Origin of the sequence: Flavobacterium maritimum (genome assembly GCF_040049085.1) — a bacterium.
Taxonomy (GTDB): domain Bacteria; phylum Bacteroidota; class Bacteroidia; order Flavobacteriales; family Flavobacteriaceae; genus Flavobacterium; species Flavobacterium maritimum.
In genome coordinates, this window is the sequence record NZ_JBDLZY010000007.1 from 298,233 (window position 1) to 320,972 (window position 22,740).

General features: G+C 35.1%; 21 protein-coding genes and 4 tRNA genes. 6 read left to right on the forward strand and 19 right to left on the reverse strand.

Annotation, left to right across the window (positions count from 1 at the left end):
* Window positions 1-12: 12 nt before the first annotated feature.
* The 13 genes from rplK to ABEB23_RS16445 form a co-directional block, all read right to left on the reverse strand.
* Window positions 13-450, reverse strand: coding sequence for a 50S ribosomal protein L11 (gene rplK / locus ABEB23_RS16385; protein WP_269685521.1), 438 nt, complete (start codon window positions 448-450; stop codon window positions 13-15).
* A gap of 68 nt (window positions 451-518) precedes the next feature.
* Window positions 519-1,070, reverse strand: coding sequence for a transcription termination/antitermination protein NusG (nusG, locus tag ABEB23_RS16390; RefSeq protein WP_121336710.1), 552 nt, complete (start codon window positions 1,068-1,070; stop codon window positions 519-521).
* Window positions 1,071-1,078: 8 nt separating this feature from the next.
* A complete protein-coding gene (gene secE, locus ABEB23_RS16395; protein ID WP_348813740.1) occupies window positions 1,079-1,276 on the reverse strand; it encodes a preprotein translocase subunit SecE in 198 nt (65 codons plus the stop codon).
* 18 nt (window positions 1,277-1,294) lie between these two features.
* Window positions 1,295-1,365 (reverse strand) — tRNA-Trp (locus tag ABEB23_RS16400).
* 58 nt (window positions 1,366-1,423) lie between these two features.
* Entirely contained in the window at window positions 1,424-2,611 is a 1,188-nt protein-coding gene (tuf, locus tag ABEB23_RS16405) for an elongation factor Tu (protein WP_348813741.1), read from the reverse strand.
* A gap of 57 nt (window positions 2,612-2,668) precedes the next feature.
* Window positions 2,669-2,740 (reverse strand) — tRNA-Thr (locus ABEB23_RS16410).
* 81 nt (window positions 2,741-2,821) lie between these two features.
* Window positions 2,822-2,902: transfer RNA gene (locus ABEB23_RS16415), tRNA-Tyr, on the reverse strand.
* A gap of 34 nt (window positions 2,903-2,936) precedes the next feature.
* Window positions 2,937-3,010, reverse strand: a tRNA-Thr gene (locus ABEB23_RS16420).
* A gap of 91 nt (window positions 3,011-3,101) precedes the next feature.
* Window positions 3,102-3,404 carry a ribosome hibernation-promoting factor, HPF/YfiA family gene (hpf, locus tag ABEB23_RS16425; protein ID WP_348813742.1) on the reverse strand — a complete coding sequence of 101 codons (303 nt, stop codon included), beginning with the start codon at window positions 3,402-3,404 and terminating at the stop codon, window positions 3,102-3,104.
* 32 nt (window positions 3,405-3,436) lie between these two features.
* Window positions 3,437-4,333: a tyrosine-type recombinase/integrase gene (locus ABEB23_RS16430; RefSeq protein WP_348813744.1), complete on the reverse strand. Its 897-nt coding sequence runs from the start codon at window positions 4,331-4,333 to the stop codon at window positions 3,437-3,439.
* A gap of 70 nt (window positions 4,334-4,403) precedes the next feature.
* Complete coding sequence (rpsU, locus tag ABEB23_RS16435; RefSeq protein ID WP_236362862.1) at window positions 4,404-4,598, reverse strand: 30S ribosomal protein S21; 195 nt, start codon at window positions 4,596-4,598, stop codon at window positions 4,404-4,406.
* Window positions 4,599-4,860: 262 nt separating this feature from the next.
* The gene (locus tag ABEB23_RS16440; RefSeq protein ID WP_348813745.1) at window positions 4,861-6,003 is read right to left on the reverse strand and encodes an acyl-CoA dehydrogenase family protein; all 1,143 of its coding nucleotides are present in this window, start codon (window positions 6,001-6,003) and stop codon (window positions 4,861-4,863) included.
* Between the two features lie 11 nt (window positions 6,004-6,014).
* Window positions 6,015-6,887 carry a ComEA family DNA-binding protein gene (locus ABEB23_RS16445; protein ID WP_348813746.1) on the reverse strand — a complete coding sequence of 291 codons (873 nt, stop codon included), beginning with the start codon at window positions 6,885-6,887 and terminating at the stop codon, window positions 6,015-6,017.
* A 304-nt stretch (window positions 6,888-7,191) separates the two neighbouring features.
* On the opposite strand from ABEB23_RS16445, the gene ABEB23_RS16450 reads away from it, so the two are divergent.
* Complete coding sequence (locus ABEB23_RS16450; protein WP_348813747.1) at window positions 7,192-8,643, forward strand: amino acid permease; 1,452 nt, start codon at window positions 7,192-7,194, stop codon at window positions 8,641-8,643.
* A gap of 78 nt (window positions 8,644-8,721) precedes the next feature.
* Here ABEB23_RS16450 and ABEB23_RS16455 read toward each other — a convergent pair whose 3' ends face one another.
* On the reverse strand, window positions 8,722-8,949 hold the full coding sequence (locus ABEB23_RS16455) for a PspC domain-containing protein (RefSeq protein WP_348813748.1): 228 nt from the start codon (window positions 8,947-8,949) through the stop codon (window positions 8,722-8,724).
* Window positions 8,950-9,026: 77 nt separating this feature from the next.
* Window positions 9,027-10,298 (reverse strand): DUF2851 family protein, encoded by a 1,272-nt coding sequence (locus ABEB23_RS16460; RefSeq protein ID WP_348813763.1) that lies wholly within the window; start codon window positions 10,296-10,298, stop codon window positions 9,027-9,029.
* Window positions 10,299-10,572: 274 nt separating this feature from the next.
* Here ABEB23_RS16460 and aspT point away from each other — a divergent pair, with 274 nt between their 5' ends.
* The 5 genes from aspT (at window position 10,573) to ABEB23_RS16485 (ending at window position 17,547) form a co-directional block, all read left to right on the forward strand.
* Window positions 10,573-12,255, forward strand: coding sequence for an aspartate-alanine antiporter (gene aspT, locus ABEB23_RS16465; protein ID WP_348813749.1), 1,683 nt, complete (start codon window positions 10,573-10,575; stop codon window positions 12,253-12,255).
* Between the two features lie 85 nt (window positions 12,256-12,340).
* Complete coding sequence (gene aspA / locus ABEB23_RS16470; RefSeq protein ID WP_348813750.1) at window positions 12,341-13,750, forward strand: aspartate ammonia-lyase; 1,410 nt, start codon at window positions 12,341-12,343, stop codon at window positions 13,748-13,750.
* A gap of 95 nt (window positions 13,751-13,845) precedes the next feature.
* Complete coding sequence (locus ABEB23_RS16475) at window positions 13,846-14,916, forward strand: type II asparaginase (RefSeq protein ID WP_348813751.1); 1,071 nt, start codon at window positions 13,846-13,848, stop codon at window positions 14,914-14,916.
* A gap of 77 nt (window positions 14,917-14,993) precedes the next feature.
* The gene (locus ABEB23_RS16480; RefSeq protein WP_348813752.1) at window positions 14,994-16,334 is read left to right on the forward strand and encodes an anaerobic C4-dicarboxylate transporter family protein; all 1,341 of its coding nucleotides are present in this window, start codon (window positions 14,994-14,996) and stop codon (window positions 16,332-16,334) included.
* A gap of 19 nt (window positions 16,335-16,353) precedes the next feature.
* Window positions 16,354-17,547: a porin gene (locus tag ABEB23_RS16485; RefSeq protein ID WP_348813753.1), complete on the forward strand. Its 1,194-nt coding sequence runs from the start codon at window positions 16,354-16,356 to the stop codon at window positions 17,545-17,547.
* 138 nt (window positions 17,548-17,685) lie between these two features.
* On the opposite strand, the gene ABEB23_RS16490 is transcribed toward ABEB23_RS16485, so the two are convergent.
* The 4 genes from ABEB23_RS16490 to ABEB23_RS16505 form a co-directional block, all read right to left on the reverse strand.
* Window positions 17,686-18,168, reverse strand: a complete 483-nt coding sequence (locus tag ABEB23_RS16490; RefSeq protein WP_348813754.1) for a 3'-5' exonuclease — start codon at window positions 18,166-18,168, stop codon at window positions 17,686-17,688.
* Between the two features lie 164 nt (window positions 18,169-18,332).
* Window positions 18,333-18,731 (reverse strand): hypothetical protein, encoded by a 399-nt coding sequence (locus ABEB23_RS16495; protein ID WP_348813756.1) that lies wholly within the window; start codon window positions 18,729-18,731, stop codon window positions 18,333-18,335.
* Window positions 18,732-19,003: 272 nt separating this feature from the next.
* Entirely contained in the window at window positions 19,004-20,365 is a 1,362-nt protein-coding gene (locus ABEB23_RS16500; RefSeq protein WP_348813757.1) for a pyridoxal-phosphate dependent enzyme, read from the reverse strand.
* 135 nt (window positions 20,366-20,500) lie between these two features.
* Window positions 20,501-22,384 carry a putative porin gene (locus tag ABEB23_RS16505; protein WP_348813758.1) on the reverse strand — a complete coding sequence of 628 codons (1,884 nt, stop codon included), beginning with the start codon at window positions 22,382-22,384 and terminating at the stop codon, window positions 20,501-20,503.
* Window positions 22,385-22,740 lie beyond the last annotated feature (356 nt).

Sequence of the window (22,740 nt, forward strand, 5' to 3'; positions counted from 1 at the left end):
TCTTTCTCTTAATTAAAAAGGAGCTTCTCCTGATACAGTTATACCCATAGATCTAGCTGTTCCAGCAACCATACTCATTGCAGACTCCATAGTGAATGCATTTAAGTCAGGCATTTTGTCTTCAGCAATTGCTCTAATTTGTTCCCAAGTAACACTAGCTACTTTTTTACGATTAGGCTCACCAGAACCAGATTTTAGCTTTGCAGCTTCCATTAACTGAACTGCTGCTGGAGGAGTCTTTACAACAAAATCAAATGATTTGTCTTTATACACAGTAATTTGTACTGGGCATATTTTGCCAGGTTTATCTTGAGTTCTAGCATTAAATTGCTTACAAAACTCCATGATGTTTACCCCAGCAGCTCCTAAAGCAGGTCCAACCGGTGGCGACGGATTCGCAGCACCTCCCTTAACTTGTAGTTTAACTACCTTACTAATTTCTTTAGCCATTTTTTAAAAAATTTAACACCACAATCATAGGAAGCGATTGCGGTGGATATTATAGATGTAACAAAAAATTATACTTTTTCAACTTGCATAAAACTCAACTCTAACGGTGTTTTTCTTCCGAAAATTTTCACCATTACTTCCAGTTTACGCTTTTCTTCATTTATTTTTTCAACTGTACCATTGAAACCATTAAAAGGCCCATCAATAACCTTAACCGTTTCACCTAAGTTGAATGGTATAGCACGAGTATCTGTATTAACAGCTAACTCATCTACTTTACCTAACATTCTGTTCACTTCAGAAACTCTTAATGGAACAGGTTCTCCATTTTTAGTTTCTCCAAGAAAACCAATCACACTTGTTATTGACTTAATAATATGAGGAATTTCACCAACAAGATTTGCTTCGATCATTACATATCCAGGAAAATAAACTTTATCCTTAGATATTTTTTTCCCTTCTTTTACAGTAACCACTTTTTCAGTAGGAACTAAAACCTGAGAAACATAATCACTCATGCCCAATCTTGCGATCTCAGTTTCGATGTAAGCTTTTACTTTATTTTCTTGTCCACTTACTGCTCGAACGACATACCACTTCTTTACATTATTATCTGTCATCACAAAAATTAAGCTTTTATCCAGTTAAAAAATCCAGCTAATGCTTTTGCAAAAACCTCATCTACTCCCCAAGTTGCCAAAGCGAATACTACTGAAAAAACAGCAACAACAATTGTTAGACGTTGTACTTCAGCCCAAGCTGGCCAAGTTACATTTGATTTCAACTCTTCAAATGCTTCCGAAATGTAATTAACAACTTTTGTCATTATGATATATTTTTTTTGCACGGGCGGAGGGATTCGAACCCCCATCAACGGTTTTGGAGACCGCTATTCTACCCTTGAACTACGCCCGTTTGTTAAAGCCAGCAACAAACCTAGATTTGTTGACTGGCTTATAATTTATTTATAGAATTACTCTACGATTTCAGTAACTTGACCAGCACCAACTGTTCTACCACCTTCACGGATAGCAAAACGTAAACCTACGTTCATAGCGATTGGGCTCAACAAAGCAACATTAATAGTTAAGTTATCTCCTGGCATTACCATCTCTACTCCTTCTGGTAAAGTAATAACTCCTGTTACGTCAGTTGTACGTACGTAGAACTGTGGACGGTAGTTATTATGGAATGGAGTATGACGTCCACCTTCTTCTTTTTTCAAGATATAAACCTCAGCTTTGAAAGTAGCGTGTGGTTTTACTGAACCTGGCTTAATAATAACCATACCTCTTTTGATATCAGCTTTATCAATACCTCTCAACAACAAACCTACGTTATCTCCAGCTTCACCTCTATCAAGGATTTTACGGAACATCTCAACTCCAGTAATAGTAGAAGTCAATTTTTCAGCTCCCATACCAATGATCTCAACAGGATCTCCAGTATTAGCAACTCCAGTTTCGATACGACCTGTAGCAACAGTTCCACGACCTGTAATTGTAAATACATCTTCAACCGGCATCAAGAATGGCTTAGCAACGTCACGAACTGGCTCTTCAATCCAGCTATCAACAGCTTCCATCAATTCAAGAATTTTTGGTACCCAAGCTGGATCATTATTCAATCCACCTAAAGCAGACCCTTGAATAACTGGACAGTTGTCTCCATCGTACTCATAGAAAGACAATAAGTCTCTAATTTCCATTTCAACTAACTCTAACAACTCAGCATCATCAACCATATCCACTTTATTCATGAATACTACCATTCTAGGAATACCTACTTGACGACCTAAAAGGATATGCTCACGAGTTTGTGGCATTGGTCCGTCAGTTGCAGCTACAACAAGGATAGCACCATCCATTTGAGCAGCACCAGTAACCATGTTTTTTACGTAATCCGCGTGACCTGGACAGTCAACGTGAGCGTAGTGACGGTTAGCTGTTTCATATTCTACGTGAGATGTATTAATTGTAATACCTCTTTCTTTTTCCTCAGGAGCATTATCAATTTGATCAAATGATTTTGCTTGACAGTAACCAGCATCAGATAATACTTTCGTTATTGCTGCAGTTAAAGTAGTTTTTCCGTGATCTACGTGTCCAATTGTACCTATATTTAAGTGCGGTTTGGAACGATTAAAAGTTTCTTTTGCCATTTTACTTAATTTTTAATCTTAGTTATATATTTATTAGTGTTCAAATATTCTGTTTTGAGCCAATGTCGGGAATTGAACCCGAGACCTCTTCCTTACCAAGGAAGCACTCTACCCCTGAGCTACACCGGCAATCTATTTTAGATTTACGATGTTTAAAAAACGATATTTCAAATTTTATTTCAAATCCAATATCCGAAATCGCAAATTTAGTGGGGAGAGCAGGATTCGAACCTGCGAAGTTCACACAGCAGATTTACAGTCTGCCCTCGTTGGCCGCTTGAGTATCTCCCCTAAACCATTATTATCAATATTTCAAAAAAAAAAGAGCCGATAGAGGGACTCGAACCCACGACCTGCTGATTACAAATCAGCTGCTCTAGCCAACTGAGCTACACCGGCATTATCAATAAAAAAAGTCCGCTATTTCTAACGGACTGCAAATGTAGAGATTTTATCTCTCAAACAAAACATTTTTTCAAAAAAATTTATATTAAATATGAGAACTTATTTTTTCTTTCCTTTTTACCAGCAATCGTTCCAGCGATTCTGCACAAAGTTCAACCGCTTCTTCAAAAATCTTACACTGTTTCTTAACTAAGAAATCATCCCCAGGCACATTGATTTTTATCTCGACAAACTTATTTTCTTTGTCACTCGTCTTTTCAACTTTCAAAAAAACATCAGCGGATACTATCCTGTCATAATACTTTTCCAACTTATCCATTCTTTCTTGAACGAAATCAACTAGCTTTCTGTCAACAGTAAAGTTAACTGCATGAACACTTACCTTCATAATCTTTTTTTTAATGGTTAAACATTCTCGAACTACTTTTGGTTTCTCGGATGCGCATCTTTATAAACTTTTTTTAGCTCTGATAAACTACTGTGCGTATACACTTGTGTCGATGCCAAACTGGAATGCCCTAATAATTCTTTAACTGAATTTAAATCGGCTCCGTTATTTAATAAGTGAGTCGCAAATGTATGTCTTAATATATGAGGACTCTTTTTTACCTTTTCGGAGACAGTACTAAAGTATGAATTTATTAATCGATAAACAAACGAATCATTCAATTTTAACCCTTTTTTAGTTAGAAAAAAATAATCCTCATCCACAATAACATCCAGCTCCACCCTCTCCTTTATATACAACGAAAACTGTGTTGTAATTATTGGCAAAACCGGAATAATCCTCTCTTTATTTCTTTTACCAAGGACCTTTATAAGATTGTTCGATACATCAACATTGCTTTTTTTAAGATGAATCAACTCTGTTCTTCGCATTCCCGTAGTATAGAACAGATCAATTATAAGTTTATTTCTTACCTCTTCAAAACCAACAGGATTTTGCATCAGACTCAAAACATCCACAACCTCTTTCTCTGAAAATGGAATTTGTATTTTTTTTGGAATTTTCAACGCCTTATGCTTCAGCATAGGACTCATCTCTATTTGTTTAGTCTTCAATAGAAATTTATAAAATGCCTTCAATGAAGCCATCTTTCGATTAACAGACACATTCGACACCTCACTGTCCACAAGAAAAACAATCCAACTTCTAATCTGACTATAATTAGCCTGTTCAATATTTTCCTGATCAAAATGTATTGCATTAAACCCCTCAAAGGATTCCACATCATTCAAGTAAGCATTCACGGTATGGGGAGAATATTTTTTCTCGAACTGAAGATAATCCCGAAATGCATTTTTATTTGTAGACATAAAAAAACCGTTAGCATCAAAGTTATAAAACTTTTAATGACTAACGGTAATTTATTTTACTAGATATAGACTAACTCTCTAAGCTATCTTTCATATTCTGGATATAAGCCGCTTTTTGAATTTTGATTCTATTTGTAACTGATGGTTTAATAAAAGCAGTACGCGCTCTTAATTGACGAACAGTTCCAGTTTTGTCAAATTTTCTTTTGTAACGTTTTAACGCTCTATCGATATTTTCTCCGTCTTTAATTGGTATAATTAACATAATATAGACACCCCCTTTCTTTAAGTGCGCAAAAGTATATCTTTATTTTGAATTACAAGCCATTAATCCTGATTTATTTTTGGGCGTGCCGGCGGAAACGGATTTTATGCGTACCGAAACGTGTCATCATCCGCCGTCAGGCTGTCCGTTACAAGTCCTCATTGCATTCCGGGCTTTTCTCTTCCATCCTTCACGCAAAAAAAGAGTCAATCTACAATTTCTTGCCTATTGACTCTTTCTGTCCTCTTATTTTATTTTGAAATTAGTCTTTCAATATATTTCTGGAAATCACCAATTTTTGAATTTCGGTAGTCCCTTCACCAATGGTACATAATTTAGAATCTCTATAAAATTTCTCTACAGGATAATCTTTAGTATAACCATAACCGCCATGAATCTGTACCGCTTCATTAGCAACTTTTACACAAACCTCCGAAGCATACATTTTTGCCATAGCACCCATAGTAGTAACAGGTCTGTGTTTTTCTTTCAGAAAAGCCGCCTTGTGCAATAACAATTCCGAAGCTTCAATTTCGGTTGCCATGTCCGCCAATTTAAAAGCTATTCCTTGAAATTCAGATATTGGCTTACCAAACTGATGTCTTTCTTTCGAATATTTCAATGCTGCTTCATAAGCTCCCTTAGCAATACCCAGAGACAAAGCGCCTATAGATATTCTTCCACCATCTAAAATTTTCATCGCCTGAATAAAACCTTGTCCAACTTCACCCAAACGGTTTGCATCAGGAATCCTGCAATTATCAAATATCAATTCTGCCGTTTCACTGGCACGCATTCCGAGTTTGTTTTCTTTTTTCCCGGAACTGAATCCCGGCATTCCTTTTTCAAACACAAATGCGGTCATTCCTTTCGAATCTCCTTTTTCACCGGTACGAACAATAACAACAGCAATATCTCCTGAAATTGCATGCGTTATAAAATTTTTAGATCCATTAACAACCCAAAAATCACCATCCTTAACCGCCGTCGTATTCATTCCTCCCGCATCAGATCCTGTACCATGCTCTGTCAATCCCCAAGCACCAATATGCTCTGCCGTGGCTAGCTTCGGAATCCATTTTTTCTTTTGTTCTTCATTACCAAAAGTTAAAATATGATTCGTACACAAAGAATTATGTGCCGCAACAGACAATCCTATTGATGGATCAACTTTAGATATCTCTTCAATAATGGTAATATATTCATGATATCCTAATCCAGAACCTCCTAATTCATGTGGAACTAAAACCCCCATAAATCCCATTTCACCTAATTTTTTAAACAAAGGAATGGGAAATATTTGCGCCTCATCCCATTCCATAATATGAGGCCTGATATTCTGTTCCGCAAAATCGCGTATGGATTGTGCAATCATTGATTGCGTTTCATTATAATCGAAGTTCATTGTGTCCTGTTTTATTTAAAGTCCAAATATAAGTCAATTATTTTTGCTTTATCAACAGGAAAACCCTTAATTTTTATTAAATCCTCAATATTCTTAATATCCCCATTCATACTTCGAAACGTTATTATTTGCTTAGCCAGCGGGTATTTAAAATACGGAAATTGAGAAAGTTCCTTTAAAGACGCGTTATTTACATCAATTTTCTTAAAGTCGGGAAGCTTCGAAACCTTAAAATGAATATTCAATTCCACGATTACTTCAGGCGAAAGTCCCCAAACATCATTCATTTGCTCCATCGACACAAATCCTCCTAAACTTTCTTTATGTTTTAAAATCCGAGCCGAAATACCTGCGCCTATTCCATAGATCTTGATTAAATCCTCCTGAGTCGCCTGATTGATGTCGATTGGCACTATTTTTTCTTTTTTGGCGAAAGCCATATTATCATATTTCTTGAATCCTTTGGTCCTCTTTCTATCATTTACCCATTCCGGAAATTTAAAATAAGGAGCGATAACCCTCAATAAAGAATCTGAAACCTTTGTCACCTTTTGAAACTCCTCCGGAGAGTTCACATATTTATTTTGTTTTCTAAAAGCCAGCAATCTGTCAATTTCCTGAACAGACATCCCTAATTTATATCCTTTGTAATCAGTTATAAAGTTAGGATTGAAAGGATATATTTTTGGTGAATACTTTTGCATACCACCTTTCATCGCGTCAATTTCAGATTGTAACGACAGCCACTTCTGTTTTTCCGGGTATTCTTTTGGAATACAACTAAAATCAACAAAAAAATAAATCAGTTGCAAGACGATAATAATGATAAAAAGTATAAAAACACCCTTCCTTTGCTCTCTTGAAAAATTAAAATAGCCTTTCATTTTTTAAATATCATTTTAGAAATTGAAATATTATATTTGAGTTGATTCTTTTATTAAATTAAAATTATAAATAATTTACTACAAATTTAATTATTAATTAATAATACTAGACATTCAAACTATTTTAAAAAAACAAATACCGAAGTCCCAAGGGAGCATATTCAAACCGGAATAGGCACTCTTAAGACAAACACCCCTTAAAACTAACGGTGAAAATTTTTTTATAACTTAAAACATAATTATTGTTTTTATTTTTTACAAAAAACAATACATTTGGAGCTTAATAACAATTAACTAACAATATATGTCAATTTGGAAAACTAAACCTCTTTCGGTATTACTAAACGAAGCAGACGAATCTGAAAAAGGATTAAAAAGAACACTGTCTTCTCGATCACTTGTAGCTCTTGGAGTTGGAGCGATCATAGGAGCTGGATTATTTTCATTAACAGGTATCGCTGCTGCTGAACATGCAGGACCGGCCGTTACCCTATCGTTTATTTTAGCCGCAGTGGGATGCGCATTTGCAGGTCTTTGTTATGCCGAATTTGCATCTATGATTCCTGTTGCAGGAAGTGCATACACCTATTCCTATGCAACTATGGGAGAATTTATGGCATGGATTATTGGTTGGGATTTAGTTCTTGAATACGCATTAGGTGCCGCAACGGTCGGCGTAAGTTGGTCTCGTTATCTACTTGAATTACTCAATAAATACGGAATACATCTGCCCCATGACTATATCTGTTCGCCTTGGGAGACTTTAAAACTCAGTGACGGTACTGTTATAGAAGGAGGAATTATAAACCTTCCGGCCATATTTATCGTTTCTATGTTATCCTTACTTTTGATAAGAGGAACAAAGGAATCTGCCTCCATAAACAACTTTTTGGTTATTCTAAAAGTAGCTGTCGTTATTATATTTATTGTTCTAGGCTGGAGTTTTATTGATACTTCAAATTACACTCCATATATCCCAGAAAACACAGGTGTTTTTGGAGAATTTGGATGGTCAGGTATAGCTGCCGGAGCAGGAACCGTGTTCTTTGCCTTTATTGGTTTTGATGCCGTTTCAACAGCAGCACAGGAAGCCAAAAACCCACAAAAAGGAATGCCTATAGGTATTTTAGGATCTTTAATAATCTGCACCATTCTGTATGTATTATTTGCACACGTTATGACAGGGCTTGTACCTTATTACGAATTTGCAGGCGATGCAAAACCAGCAGCGACAGCATTTGCAAAAACAGGATATACTTTTCTTCAAACTGGTCTAATCGTAGCTATTTTAGCTGGTTATACTTCAGTAATGCTAGTAATGTTAATGGGGCAAAGTCGTGTTTTCTATACGATGAGTAAAGATGGATTACTTCCTTCATTCTTCAGCGAAATTCACGCTAAATTCCGCACTCCTTGGAAAACAAACATTTTCTTCTTGGTTTTCGTAAGTTTATTTGCTGGTTTTGTTCCAGTAAGTGACTTAGGACATATGGTAAGTATTGGAACTTTATTAGCATTCGTTTTAGTTTGTATTGGAGTTTTGGTAATGCGTAAAAGAATGCCAGACGCACCAAGATCTTTCCGTACACCTTTAGTACCATTTGTACCAATTGCAGGTATTTTAATCTGTTTGGCTCTAATGTACTCTTTACCTAACGAAAGCTGGTTAAGGCTAGTAGTATGGATGGGATTAGGGATTGCCATTTATTTTTTATACGGAAAGAAAAACAGTAAACTGAACAATCCGGAAAAATAGTTTTCACACATAAATTAAAAAAAGGACTATAAAGTATTCAAATACTTCATAGTCCTTTTTTTTTATAAAAAAAATAATCTACAAATCAAAAACCGAAGTCCGTTTGGCACGAATTAAATCTTTCAGACGAATCCAAAAAGCTAATGTCAGATATACACCAAACCACAATCCTGCCGTAACAAAAGAAATGTAAATAAAAAACAAACGCACACTGGTTACCCGCATACCTAATTTATCGGCCAAACGAGAAGACACATGAAAACCATGTTTTTCAAAAAAGAATTTAAGTTTTAAAATAGCTGACATTTTTTTGTTTATTTCTTTGAAATGCAAATTTACAACATAAAAGCATTCCTCTTTAAGCAAATTCAGAAATAACTCCATCAACTTTTTTTCAACAGTTCCACTCCAATAGCACAATCCAAACATTTACTCCGATCACAATATTCATTTTTAAGCTGTAATAAAGACTGCGTTTCAAAAGCGTTTTCCGATTGTATTCCAAAAGAATTAAACTTTTCTATTATTGAATTTTTCTCTGCGCCCACCTCATTTAAAATACTTATTAAATCTTCTTCCATTTCCTTACCTTGGCTTTTGGCATAAGCAAATTGCAAAGGTATAATCGTATTAATGATTATTAAATCAATAAATGACTGGGACAATGTTTTCTTTTTCTTTGGACTCTCTTTATCAAACTGATAATGGGTTAACCAATAAGGCGCTGCCGAAACCTGAAATAATTCATATATGCTTTTGACAGAATTTAGCGCTATTATTTTCGAAAACAAATTCTGCTGACTATGATACAAATTTGCCAATTGTGAAAGACGAATTGTTGGAAAATTATCCGGACGATGTTTAAAGAACTGAAGAGGTTCAATAATGGTCTTTTCCAACTGATACTTGTGAAGCAAATAGAAATACCGGAACTTTAAATCTTTGAAATAATTATCTTCTTTTTCTAAGTCTAACAAACCCGCATTACCAAAAATAAGTCCTTCGAGATTTTCAACTTCAAAACTTTCTTTACGAATAATAGAAAAAGGTATGGATTGCGCGATTTTAAAAAAAACATCACCATTGGTATTTAACCCGAAGTTCTTCGCCAAAAGACAAAACAGAACAGCCTCCCAATCCTGATGTGTTTCTTCCAACAGATAATAAATGGACTGTGATTTTCGCTCCAATCGTTCAAAAAAAAGTCTTTCCTGCCAATTAATCAAAGTAAAACTGGTAATATTAACCAACTCCTTTTCACAAAAAATCCATGATTTCTGCGAGACCAATGACTGATAATTGATTATAATTTCCTTGTCAACATACTGTTTGAGTTCTAAAACCGGGATCTCCGTATTATTACTTCTGAAAATTTCAGTGTCGTGTTCCCAAACAACGTGCAGGATTACGTTTTCATAGGCGGCATCTCTTTCATGATGATGAGCATACCAATCAGAAGATTTGAGATGAATTTCAACATTCCCGGCCCATTTTTGATTTCCAATTTTAATTTGCGCATTAAAAAAATCAGGCCCCGCCATTTGCAGATATTGACCAACATTACCAATTAAAATTTCTTCCCCATTTGACGTTCTTAGATTCAAAGTGTCAAATTTTTTAAATCTCCAGAGATAATGGAGAAAATCTTCTTTCATCATTGTTAAACCTATTGTTAGTAGATGGTTTATCCATCCAACACTAAAGTAGTAAAAAAACTACAAATATTTTTTTAAAAAATAAATATTTTTTATTTCATTTCTGTCAAACATATAAGAAAAAAGTGTTAATTTTAATGTGCCCAAATTAAAAAAGCATGATTTATCAGATATTTCTTTTATCTGACACCTAAAATATTCAACTCACCTACAGATAGTTAGCATTCAGTTTAAGATTTTAAATACAATTACAATTGATTTTAAATTTATAAAAATGATAGCAAGCATAACAAACGTTTTACGTGAACATCCTGAATTAGCAGTATTCTTAACTTTAGCTTTAGGATTTGCTTTAGGACATATAAAAATCGGCTCTTTTAAATTTGGAGTAGTCCTGGGCACTTTGTTTGCAGGTGTACTTATTGGTCAGTTAGACATCCCGGTTCCCTCTATTGTAAAAACAATATTTTTTGATTTTTTCCTCTTTGCCACAGGATATAAAGTAGGTCCGCAATTTTTTCAGGGACTCAAAAAAAATGCCTTGCCGCAATTAATGCTAACAGTAGTAATCTGCGTTTCCTGTTTACTGATAGCCTATACCATTTCTAAAATTGTTGGTTATGATGTAGGAACTGCTGCAGGCCTATTAGCCGGCGCCTTTTCAGAATCAACACTTATAGGTACTGCATCAGAAGCCATTAATCAACTTTCTATACCCGAAGCAGAAAAACTACGATTAATCAATAAAATACCTGTGGCGTATGCTGTGACCTACCTTATAGGAGCCACTTCATTTGTATTTTTCCTAACTACAATTGCACCCAAATTACTGAGGATTAATTTAGTGGAAGAAAGTAAAAAATTGATCGGAACCATGACCGGTCAAATCGAGAATGAACCCGGAATAGATTCAGCCTATCAAAGATGGATCATAAGAGCTTATAAAGTCACCAATGAAAAATGGATTGGGTTGACCATTTCAGAATTAGAAAACATCAAACCAGATCTCCGAATTTCAATTCAAAGAATTCGACATAGAGGAAAATTATTAGACCCAACTCCTGATCTTATCATTCACGAAGACGACATCGTCGTAATTATGGCACAACACGGAAATATTCTGAAGAATGTTTCTACAATTGGTCCTGAAGTATTAGATGAACAATTATTGTCCTTCCCATTGGCACAAATGAATATTGTCATTACAAATAAAAAAATAATCGGCAAAACAATAGGAGAAATAATGTTACAGCATGGTCGCGGATTAATGATTGACAAACTAAGCAGAGAATACCACGAAATCCCTTTTGATCCAAAGACAGTTCTTCACCGAGGTGATATATTAAAGGTTTCAGGCAAAATGATTCATTTAGAACCTGCCGCAAAAGAACTAGGATATTTAGATCGTCTCAATGTAGATACAGATATAATATTTGTTGGTTTAGGTATCTTTTTAGGAGGATTATTTGGACTACTGGCGGTTACAGTTTTCGGAATTTCAATTACGTTAACCACTAGCGGAGGTGCACTAATCATGGGTTTAATTTTTGGTTGGATCCATTCAAAAACACCCCTTTTTGGAAGAATTCCTGAACCGGCCTTATGGATTTTTGACAATGTAGGCTTAGCCACTTTCATAGGCCTTGTAGGTTTGGCAGCCGGCCCAAGCTTTATTTCCGGCTTAAAGGAAACTGGACTAAGTATAATATTAGCCGGACTGGCAGTATCTATCGTGCCTCATATTATTGGATTATTATTTGGACGATATGTATTAAAAATGAATCCCATAATATTACTGGGGGCACAAACAGGTGCCGGAACTTCTACTATAGGACTAAAAGCGATCCAAGATGCTTCAGAAAGTAAATTTCCAGTTCTTGGCTATACTATCCCATATGCTTTAGGCAATATATTATTAACTTCTTGGGGACCCGTTTTAGTTGGCATGATGACCTAATTACCATTAGCCTAAAAAAAATAATACTATTTATATTTTTTTGAAAATCAACTTAAAAACACATAACTCATTCAACTCATTTATCATGGAAAAAACAAGAAGAGAACACGATTTTTTAGGAGAATTAGACATTCCTAATCATTTATATTATGGAATCCAAACTTTCAGAGCAGTTGAAAACTTTAATATTACTGGAATTCCAATTTCAAAAGAACCTTTATTTATTAAAGCTTTAGGGTATGTAAAAAAAGGAGCCGCTATGGCCAATAGAGATTGCGGAGCATTAGACGCCAAAATTTCAGAAGCCATTTGTTACGGCAGTGACCAGGTTATCGCCGGTAAATTTAATCAGGAATTTGTTAGTGATTTAATTCAAGGAGGAGCTGGCACATCGGTAAATATGAATGCCAACGAAGTAATTGCCAATATTGGTTTAGAATACTTAGGCCATAAAAAAGGAGAATATAATTTTCTGCATCCCAATAATCATGTAAACTGTTCCCAATCTACCAATGATGCTTATCCATCCGCTTTCAGAATAGCACTTTATCTAAAAATGGACAGTTTTATAAAAACCTTAGGAGATTTAGAAATCGCTTTCGCAGCAAAAGGAAAGGAATTCAACAGAGTATTGAAAATGGGAAGAACCCAACTACAAGATGCGGTACCCATGACTTTGGGACAAGAATTTCATTCATATGCAACAACAATAGGTGAAGACATTAACCGCCTAAAAGATGCCCAAAGTTTATTACTGGAGATTAATATGGGTGCAACCGCTATAGGTACAAAAGTAAATGCGCCCGAGGGTTATCCGGAATTATGTGTCAATTATTTAGCCAAAGAAATAGGTATTCCTTTGACATTAGCACCTGACCTTATAGAAGCCACTGTAGATACAGGAGCCTATGTCCAAATTATGGGCACAATGAAAAGAACAGCTGTCAAAATTTCAAAAATCTGTAATGACTTACGTTTACTAAGCTCAGGACCAAGAACCGGATTTAATGAAATTAATTTACCGGCACGTCAGCCCGGCTCTTCTATTATGCCAGGAAAAGTAAATCCTGTAATCCCGGAAGTTGTTAATCAAACTTGTTTTTATGTTATTGGTCAGGATTTAACGGTTACCATGGCCGCAGAAGCAGGACAGTTGCAACTGAATGTAATGGAACCGGTCATTGCCTTTGCCATGTTTACTTCATTGGATTATTTGACAAATGCCATTCAGGTTTTAATTGAAAAATGTATTGTTGGAATTACGGCTAATGAAACGCATTGCTACAACTTGGTTATGAACAGCATCGGAATAGTTACGCAATTAAACCCTATTCTGGGTTATGAAGAAAGTGCAAGCATAGCTGGGGAGGCATTAAAAACGAATAAAAGCGTCCATCAGATTGCCGTTTTAGAACGTAAATTAATCACCCAGGAAAAATGGGACGAAATTTATTCATTAGAAAATCTAATACATCCTAAATTCATAACTTCTTAAATTTTAATTTTTTACAAACAATTTTAGACCGAATTCCCAAATCAGTTTTTTTTTAAATAAATCTATACTAGTATTTTAACTAAAACTTTGAAATCATGAAAAAAATTGCTTTCCTATTATTTTTATCTGTGCTGAGTTTACAAATCCAAGCTCAGGATAAAAAAGCAGATTCAAAAAAATTACCAAATGTTGTAATTCTGGCCACAGGCGGTACTATTGCCGGAGCCGGAACAAGTTCAACAGGTTCGGCTTACACTTCTGGTCAGGTTAAGATTGAGGCCATGATAGATGCAGTACCAAATATTCGAACTTTAGCCAATTTAAGGGGAGAACAGATCGCAAATGTTGGTTCACAGGATATGAGTGTGAAAGTATGGCTTGATTTGGCAAACCGTATTAACGAACTATTAAAAGGTACTGATGTGGATGGTATTGTCATCACTCACGGAACCGATACCCAAGAAGAGACTGCATTCTTCCTGAATCTGGTAGTAAAAAGTGACAAACCGGTAGTATTAACAGGATCCATGCGTCCCTCTACAGCTTTGAGTGCCGATGGTCCTCTGAATATGTATAATGCGGTTGCTATTGCTGCCAATCCAAAAGCCAGAGGATATGGTGTCATGGTTTTAATGAATGACGATATTCATTCTGCTCATGATGTTAAAAAAATGATCACTACACCAGTTCAAACATTCCAGTCTCCTCTGGAAGGACTTTTGGGAACTTGTATTTTTGGTGAAGTGGAGTTTTTTCATAAACCATTCGGTCGCCACACTACAAACAGTGAATTCTCAATAGATGGAGTAAAAGAATTACCAAGGGTTGATATTGTTTACGCCTGCGCTGATTCCTCACCTGATTTAATTGATATAATGGTCAAAGCAGGAGCAAAAGGAATTGTAATTGCGGGTGTTGGTGATGGAAACATGAATGCCGGAACCTTGGAAGCCGCCAAAAGAGCAACCGCCAATAAAGTGCCAGTTGTAAGAGCTTCGCGTGTACCAATAGGTGCTGTTTTAATTAAGGGAGAGGTTGTTGACGCAGATTACGGAACAGTATCGTCTGCCGAACTAAACCCTCAAAAAGCCAGAATACTTTTAATGTTAGCACTTTTAAAAGACAGAAGCAGAGAAGATTTACAAAGACTGTATATTGAATATTAGTAATCAAAAGGAAATCATTATTTGTAACGGTTTCCTTTTTTCTGTCATCTAGAAAAATAACCTTTAAATTTCAGTATATGTTTTGGATAGAATTTGCTGTTCTTTTGGCAATGATTCTTATTGGATCACAAATGAAAGGAATCGGATTGGGTGTTATGGGGATGGTCGGTTTATTAATTTTTCTTTTTGTATTCAAAATGAAACCAACTGACCCACCTCTTGATGTAATGTTGATTATTATGGCGATAGTGACAACTGCAGCTACTTTGCAAGCTTCAGGAGGCTTGGATTATCTGGTAAGTCTGGCGGAAAAAATTATCAGAAGCAATCCCTCCAATATTACATTTATAGCACCGTTCACGGTTTATTTTTTATGCTTATTTGCAGGAACGGCTCATATCGTCTATTCCTTATTACCAATTATTGCTGAAGTGTCCGCTAAAAAAAGAATACGACCAGAAAGACCGTTGAGTATTTCTGTTATAGCGTCGCATCTTGCGTTGACCGGAAGCCCAATGAGCGCAGCTACTGCAGCTATGGTTGTTATTTTGGCTTATCCGGGAGCCTTGATGGATATCATGCTTATTTGCATTCCTGCCTGTATTATTGGTTTGATAATTGGGTGTTTTGCCGTTTTCAAAAAAGGAAAAGAACTTAATGACGATCCAATTTTTATTGAAAAGATGAAAGATCCTGTGTTTGCCGAAAGCATGGAAGCAGACACAGCAGGTCACATAAAACCGCTAAAACCGGGAGCTAAAACTTCGGTTTTAATATTTGCTTTTGCCATTGTGTTAATAGTAATTGCTGGTGCATTTCCAAATTTAATTCCAAGTTTTCATCCGGGAAAACCATCCCTTGCGGTTGCAGCCGACGGCTCCTTAAGCATGGTAACAATAATTAGCGTTATCACACTGACAGCTTCTGCCGCGATGATGTTAATCACCAAAACCAGTACTGCTGATGTTACCAAAGCAAGTTTGTTTACCTCGATGGCTTCTGCAGTAGTTTCGGTTTTTGGAGTGGTTTGGATGAGTTCCACTTTTATGAATCACAACAATACTATGATACAAGAAGCACTAGGAGATATTGTTGCTTCTTATCCTTGGACATTTGCTATTGCAGTATTTGTTATGGGTGTTTTAATGTTTAGTCAGGCAGCAACTACTAAAACGATGATGCCATTAGGAATTGCTTTGGGCCTTCCTCCATCAGCTTTAATAGCGATCTTCCCTGCCGTAAACAGTGATTTTGTATTACCGGGTTATCCAACGCTTTTAGCGGCAATTAACTTCGACAGAACTGGAAGTACTAAAATCGGAAATTTTGTTATTAATCACAGCTTTAACGTTCCTGGAGTTGTAGCCATCGTAGTTGCCATAATTGCAGGCTTTTTGTTAGGAACTGTACTATTGTAAAATTTAAAACAAAAACATTATGAAAAAATTTACAATCTATTTAATAATCGTTTTTTTACCCTTACTTGCAATGGGACAAGTTGAAAAACAATCGGGTAATGAGAGCTTATTTATTCCGGATTCCCTAAAGTCAATCATTCCTATTTCAAAACAGTCACTTCTAAAAGATGTGGATGTAATTTTCAATACGCGTATGGCTTATGAAAGTTATTTTATGGATGGGGATCACACTAAGTCTAACTTCAATATGAATCAACTTCGTTTTGAAGTAAAAGGAAAAATACATGAAAAAGTGTATTTCAGATTCCGTAACAGACACACCAGAGATCCTATTCCAGGTAATTTGGACAATATCAGCAGATCCGTAGATATGGCATTTGTAAGAATTGAGGTAGCTCCAAGAACTAACATTTCATTTGGTAAATTATGCGCAGATTGGGGAGGCTATGAATTTGATTATAACCCTATAGACATCTTAGCTTATAATGATATTATTGAATTTGCCGATAATTACTTAATGGGAGCCGGAATTTCACATACCTTAGAAGGAAACAAACACACCTTTTCTTTTCAGGTCTTAAATTCCAGAACTAAAACTTATGAAGAACAATATGGGGAATCAGCTCCTCCTGATTTAGAACCATCGGAATACGCATTAGCCGCGGTTGTTAATTGGAGAGGTAGTTTCTTTAATGGAAAATTCGAAACTATATATAGCTATAGTTATTTTAACGAAGCCAAAGGAGCCGGAATGGGTTATTTTGTATTAGGGAATAAGTTTAAAACAAAAAAATTCGCATTGCATTATGATTTTCAATACGATGACGAAGGCTTGGATCGATTAGGAATTATTACCGGTATAATTGACGGCCAGTATCAATATGCAGCAAAAGACGCGCTGTATATTGAAAACTGGGTTAGAGCGGAGTATTTGGTTTCCCCTAAAGTTAATTTGCTTATATCTGTAATGCACAGTAATCATTATTGGAACGATAATCCGGATCCGAATGCTACTGATAGATTATCAACCAGCTATGGTATCATCCCTGAAATTCAATATATGCCTTTCAATGATATTAATTTGAAATTTTATTTGGGATACGTAGCTCGCAAATATGATTACACCAGTTATGCTACAACTGCTTTTGGCGCTAACGATTACACTACCGGTCAATTAAGTTTCGGAATCATTGCACCGTTATTAGTTTTGTAATGAAGTTACGTCTGATAAAAAAATCATGTCTAATATATCAAGACTTAAAACTTAAAAAACTTTTGAGGAATGAAGAATGATATTGTTTAAAAAACTAAACTACCCTGTCATTTTTTATTCCTTAAAAGTTATAATAAACTACCTCAATAAATATAATTTGGCACAGGCACGAGCATCAGACAAAGCTTCGTGATGATTCAGTTGTATTTTCATTTCCCTGCAACAATCGCTTAATTTAGTTGGTTTTAACCCTTTTGCTTTATAAATCTTAACGGTGCATTTCCAACGAGATGCTATATTCAAATCCGAATAATCCAAATTATAAAGTGCCATTGATTTGAGCAACACATTTCTGTCAAAACTTTCGTTATGAGCTACCACTACTCTGTTACGCAGACGTTTTTGTATCTCCGGAAAAACTTGCGCAAATGATTTTGCATGCATCGTATCTCGAGGATAAATACCATGCACTTTTATCGTGAAGGGAGAATATTCGTTATTGGGCGGTTTAATTAAACTGACAAACTCATCAATGATTATTCCGTTTTCAACAGTAACAATACCCACGGAACAGGGATGATATCCTATGGCAGTTTCAAAATCTATGGCAGTAAAAGTCATTTGAGAGGTCAAAAGTTAGATTTGCAAGACAAAAGCTAAAAGAGTCTATTCCACTCTAAAAACTTTCATATAACTACAAATATAAATTTAATATGCAGAATTTAAAAGTTAAACTCTGATATTACCTTTCAAAATATCTAAAAAAAAAAATTTAGATTCTAGAATCAGAAATCAATTTCATAAACATTGCAATTGATGTAGTCTAACAATCTATTTCTATAATCTTCTTTGTCATGAAAATGCTCCGGCCAAAAAGTAGATGAATAAAAATACATCAATTCAAATACATCATCATGTTTAGTAGCTAGAACATCCAGATATTTAATATAACGATCATAGCAAAAGTAATCTTCGCTATAGGCATTATTTGTAATAGCCAATGCTCGCTTCTGTATAGGAAAATCATTCACTTCGTAGCCTTTGTTAACACAATACTCAGAGATTATTTCAATCACATAGCTTTCATGAATTTCGCCATACTTAAAACAATCTAAGCTGTCGCCTAAAACATCCCAAACTTCATGAATTTCAAGAATTTTATTTTTTACTGATTTGATTTCCATTTAAATAGATTTTAATGTTGTCCAAAAATAAACAAGGCGCCACTTGTTCTTTTACGGTTTTCCCTCATTTTAAAAAATAATTTCAAAAAATAATTTCAGACCTGCCGTAATAATCATAACCAACTAATAACAAGTATCTTATAAAAGTATTTCAGATAAAAATATTTTCCAAATTCAATATAAATACTTAACAATAATATCACATAAAAAAAACCTGCAAAAGATTTATTAAATCTCGCAGGTTTTTTCTTAAACATTTACTGGTGTTAACTTTACTTTATCGACCCAATTATGTCTGATTTAGTAATAATATGATGATTCCCATTTTCTAATTCAACCAAAACCGCATCATTTTCTTTCGTAAACAACTTAGAAAGCTCTTCTATTGGGGTTCCCAGTTTTACGATTGGAAACGGTTTTCCCATTACCTCCTTAATTGGTTTGTCAGCCACATTTTTATCAGCTACATAACTTTGGAATAAATCACTTTCGTCAACAGAACCTACAAAGCCAGTAACATCTATTACCGGAATCTGTGAAATTTTGTATTTACGCATTCTTTCAATGGCGTGAGAAACCAATTCTTCAGTACGAACCACAATTAAAGGCTTATCCATATGATCTCTGATAACATCTTCGGCTTTGGTGATATCTTCATCCAGAAAGCCACGTTCTCTCATCCAATCATCGTTAAACATCTTACCTACGTAACGGCTACCTGAATCATGAAATAAAACCACAACTACATCTTCCGGTTTAAAATGTTCCTTCAGTTGCAGTAATCCTTTTATTGCTGCTCCCGCAGAATTGCCCACAAAAATCCCTTCTTCCAGTGCAATTTTTCGGGTATAAACCGCCGCATCTTTATCGGTTACTTTTGTGAATCCATCAATTATCGAAAAATCAACATTCTTTGGCAAGATGTCTTCTCCAATCCCTTCTGTTATATATGAATAGATTTCGTTCTCATCAAAAATTCCCGTTTCATGATATTTTTTAAATACTGAACCATAGGTGTCGATTCCCCAAATTTTAATATTTGGATTCTTTTCCTTCAAATATTTCCCAACACCCGAAATAGTTCCTCCTGTTCCAACACCAACAACAAAGTGTGTAATTTTACCATCTGTTTGTTCCCAAATTTCAGGCCCTGTTTGCTCGTAATGCGCAAGCGTGTTCGATAAATTATCGTATTGGTTAACATACCAGGAATTAGGTGTTTCCTCAGCCAATCTTTGGGAAACCGAATAATATGATCTTGGGTCCGTTGGTTCTACATCAGTAGGACAAACCACTACTTTTGCACCAACAGCGCGAAGAATATCCATCTTCTCCTTGGATTGCTTATCGGAAATTACACAGATAAGTTTGTATCCTTTTATAATGGCTACCAAAGCCAATCCCATTCCGGTATTCCCGGAAGTTCCTTCTATAATTGTTCCTCCTGGTTTTAGTCGTCCGTCCGCTTCCGCATCCTCAATCATTTTTACGGCCATTCTGTCTTTCACAGAATTTCCGGGATTGAAAGTTTCAACTTTTGCCAATACCAAAGCATCAACTCCAGGTACCACTTTATTTAACTTTACTAATGGTGTGTTCCCTATAGTGCCTAATATATTTTCTGAGTACTGCATTGTATTACAATTTTAATTGCGTTATAAATTCTAACACAAAGATAGCGTTTTGTTATAAAAAATAAGTGTTAACAAAAAACGACTATCTAAATGATGGCAATTAGATGATACAATCCTTTTTTAAGCCGATAAAATTTACAGGAAGAAATTCCAAACCAATCCAAATCGAATAACGAAATCACGGTACGGATTAGTAGGTGAAGCATAAAAATTATTACCCGTTAAAGAAGAATTAAAATGTTCTGCTTTAAAATAAATTCGGGTTCTCTGAATTCGGGCATTAACAAAAAAATCTAAAACTGGGAAATTACCAATTTGCTTGTCTCGCTGAACAAAGAACTCCCCTATTACCGGATTGTAATCATTGGCATAGTAGTTCGTAAAATAATTAAATACAATTCCGGTCTGTAAATACAATGCTTTCTTTTTGAAAAAATAATCAGAAAAATAGAATGCATTTCTTAAAACAAACTCAGGAACATTTAAAACAGCGTCCGCTTGATCTACTTTTTGATATAAAACCGTATTATCTAAAGCAAACTTCCCGAATTGAAATTCTTTGCTCGCTTTAACTGACAAATAATTAATAGTCCCATCGTATTGGACTGGTGCAATAATTTGTGTTTTGGCAAGCGCTTGTGCATCCGTTGATACATCATCAAAATACAAATGATCTTTTAAAACTGTAAATTGAAGGGACGCATTTACCCAAGGTGTTGTTGCATTGGCTGACAACGAATTTATTTTCACATTCTTAAAATCATTAGACCAATTATACTCTACATAACTGCTTTGAAATAAATTGTAATTATTATTAGGCAGCTTGTTTATGTTTTGATATTGAAAAGTAAATTGGTTTTCGTCATTCAAATCATATTGCAACTTGGCATCGAGATTAGACAAAGACTGATTCGTAACAGATCTTGAATACAAAAACTTACCATTCCATTTGTTTTTACGGTACTCGTACTGCCCGCCCACATTATTTATATCTTGGCTTAATAAACTCGGAACCGTTTCATCATCAAAAATTAATATCTGATTGTAATAATAATTGGTTCTGAAATCATCCGCAAAAAACTGAAACTTCCCTAAAGTCATGTTCTCATACGTAAGTCCCACTTTATTATACATTTTATTATAATGCGTCTGGTCGCTTATATCGCTGCTTTTAAAAGAATCTCCAAATCTATAGACTTTTTCGCCACCAACAGTTGATGCTACCGTTGGCTGATTGTATTCAAAAAATTTATTTTCATAATTTATTTGATGGCTAACATACAAGTTGTTTGCCCCTTTTGTTGCATTGATTCTAAAAGAGTGATCTAAAAAACCTCTTTCCCCTTTCAAATAAGAACTGGCATCATTAAGGTAAACCTCCAATCTTTGTCGGTTCGTATAGTCAGGATTTTCACTTTCAAAATCTTCAATTGTGGTGATTCCTCCATTCTCTTCATTCATAATATCTTGACTCGTAAAATGCGCATTCGCAAAATAGCGCTTATCTTTTGTATTGTAACTTACCGTAAATCTAAAATTTCCAGTACTTGCCAATTGATTGATATACTTCCCTTCTGAACGCAATCCTCGGTAAGCCGCCGAAAAATTAAAATTTTCAGAGGTATTTATGGCAATAAAAGAATCAACTGATTGTCCTTTTTGCTGAGTGGTTTTATAATACAGTTCCGTAAAAGGTGTCGCCATAGAGGAGTACCGAATCTGGTTCGCTTCCAAATAATTAAAATGCTTGGCTTTGAAACCAAACTCCGGATAAGGCGAAAAATCGGTTAAACTGTATTGCAAAGTATTGTACGTTTGTCCATCATTCGGAAAAGGTAATAGTCCAAAATTGTCTTTACGCAAATAATTATGACTGTATTCTTTTTGAATGGTCAACGAAGTATCCACATAAGTAGTATCACGCTCTAAGGTAATTACACGATACATATCGATAGTTGCCTCTGGCGCTTTAGGCTTTTTTATAGAGTCCGAAGAATTGTATCTACTATTATAATCCATTTCTTTAGTACTATTTACTTGAGAAAACAGTAGCATGGGCAATGCCAGAAAAATTAGAAAAAAGAAAATTCTCATTTGAAAAAGATATAATTAGGCAACAATGTTCTTACAATTTTTATAAGGGCAAAGGTAAATGATAAAACCGTATAAATAAAAAAACACTTTAATTTATAGAACAAACAACAAAACATAATTCATTTACAAACTCCAACTCCTGCATTCCAGATAATCAGGGCGAGCCAGCAACAGCAAAAGGGGCTAATTCTCAATGCCGTCCAATTATAATCGGAAAAACGAAAAATACCAATTAACACAACGAAAAGTATACAAGTAAAAAAACTTACACACCATTTAAA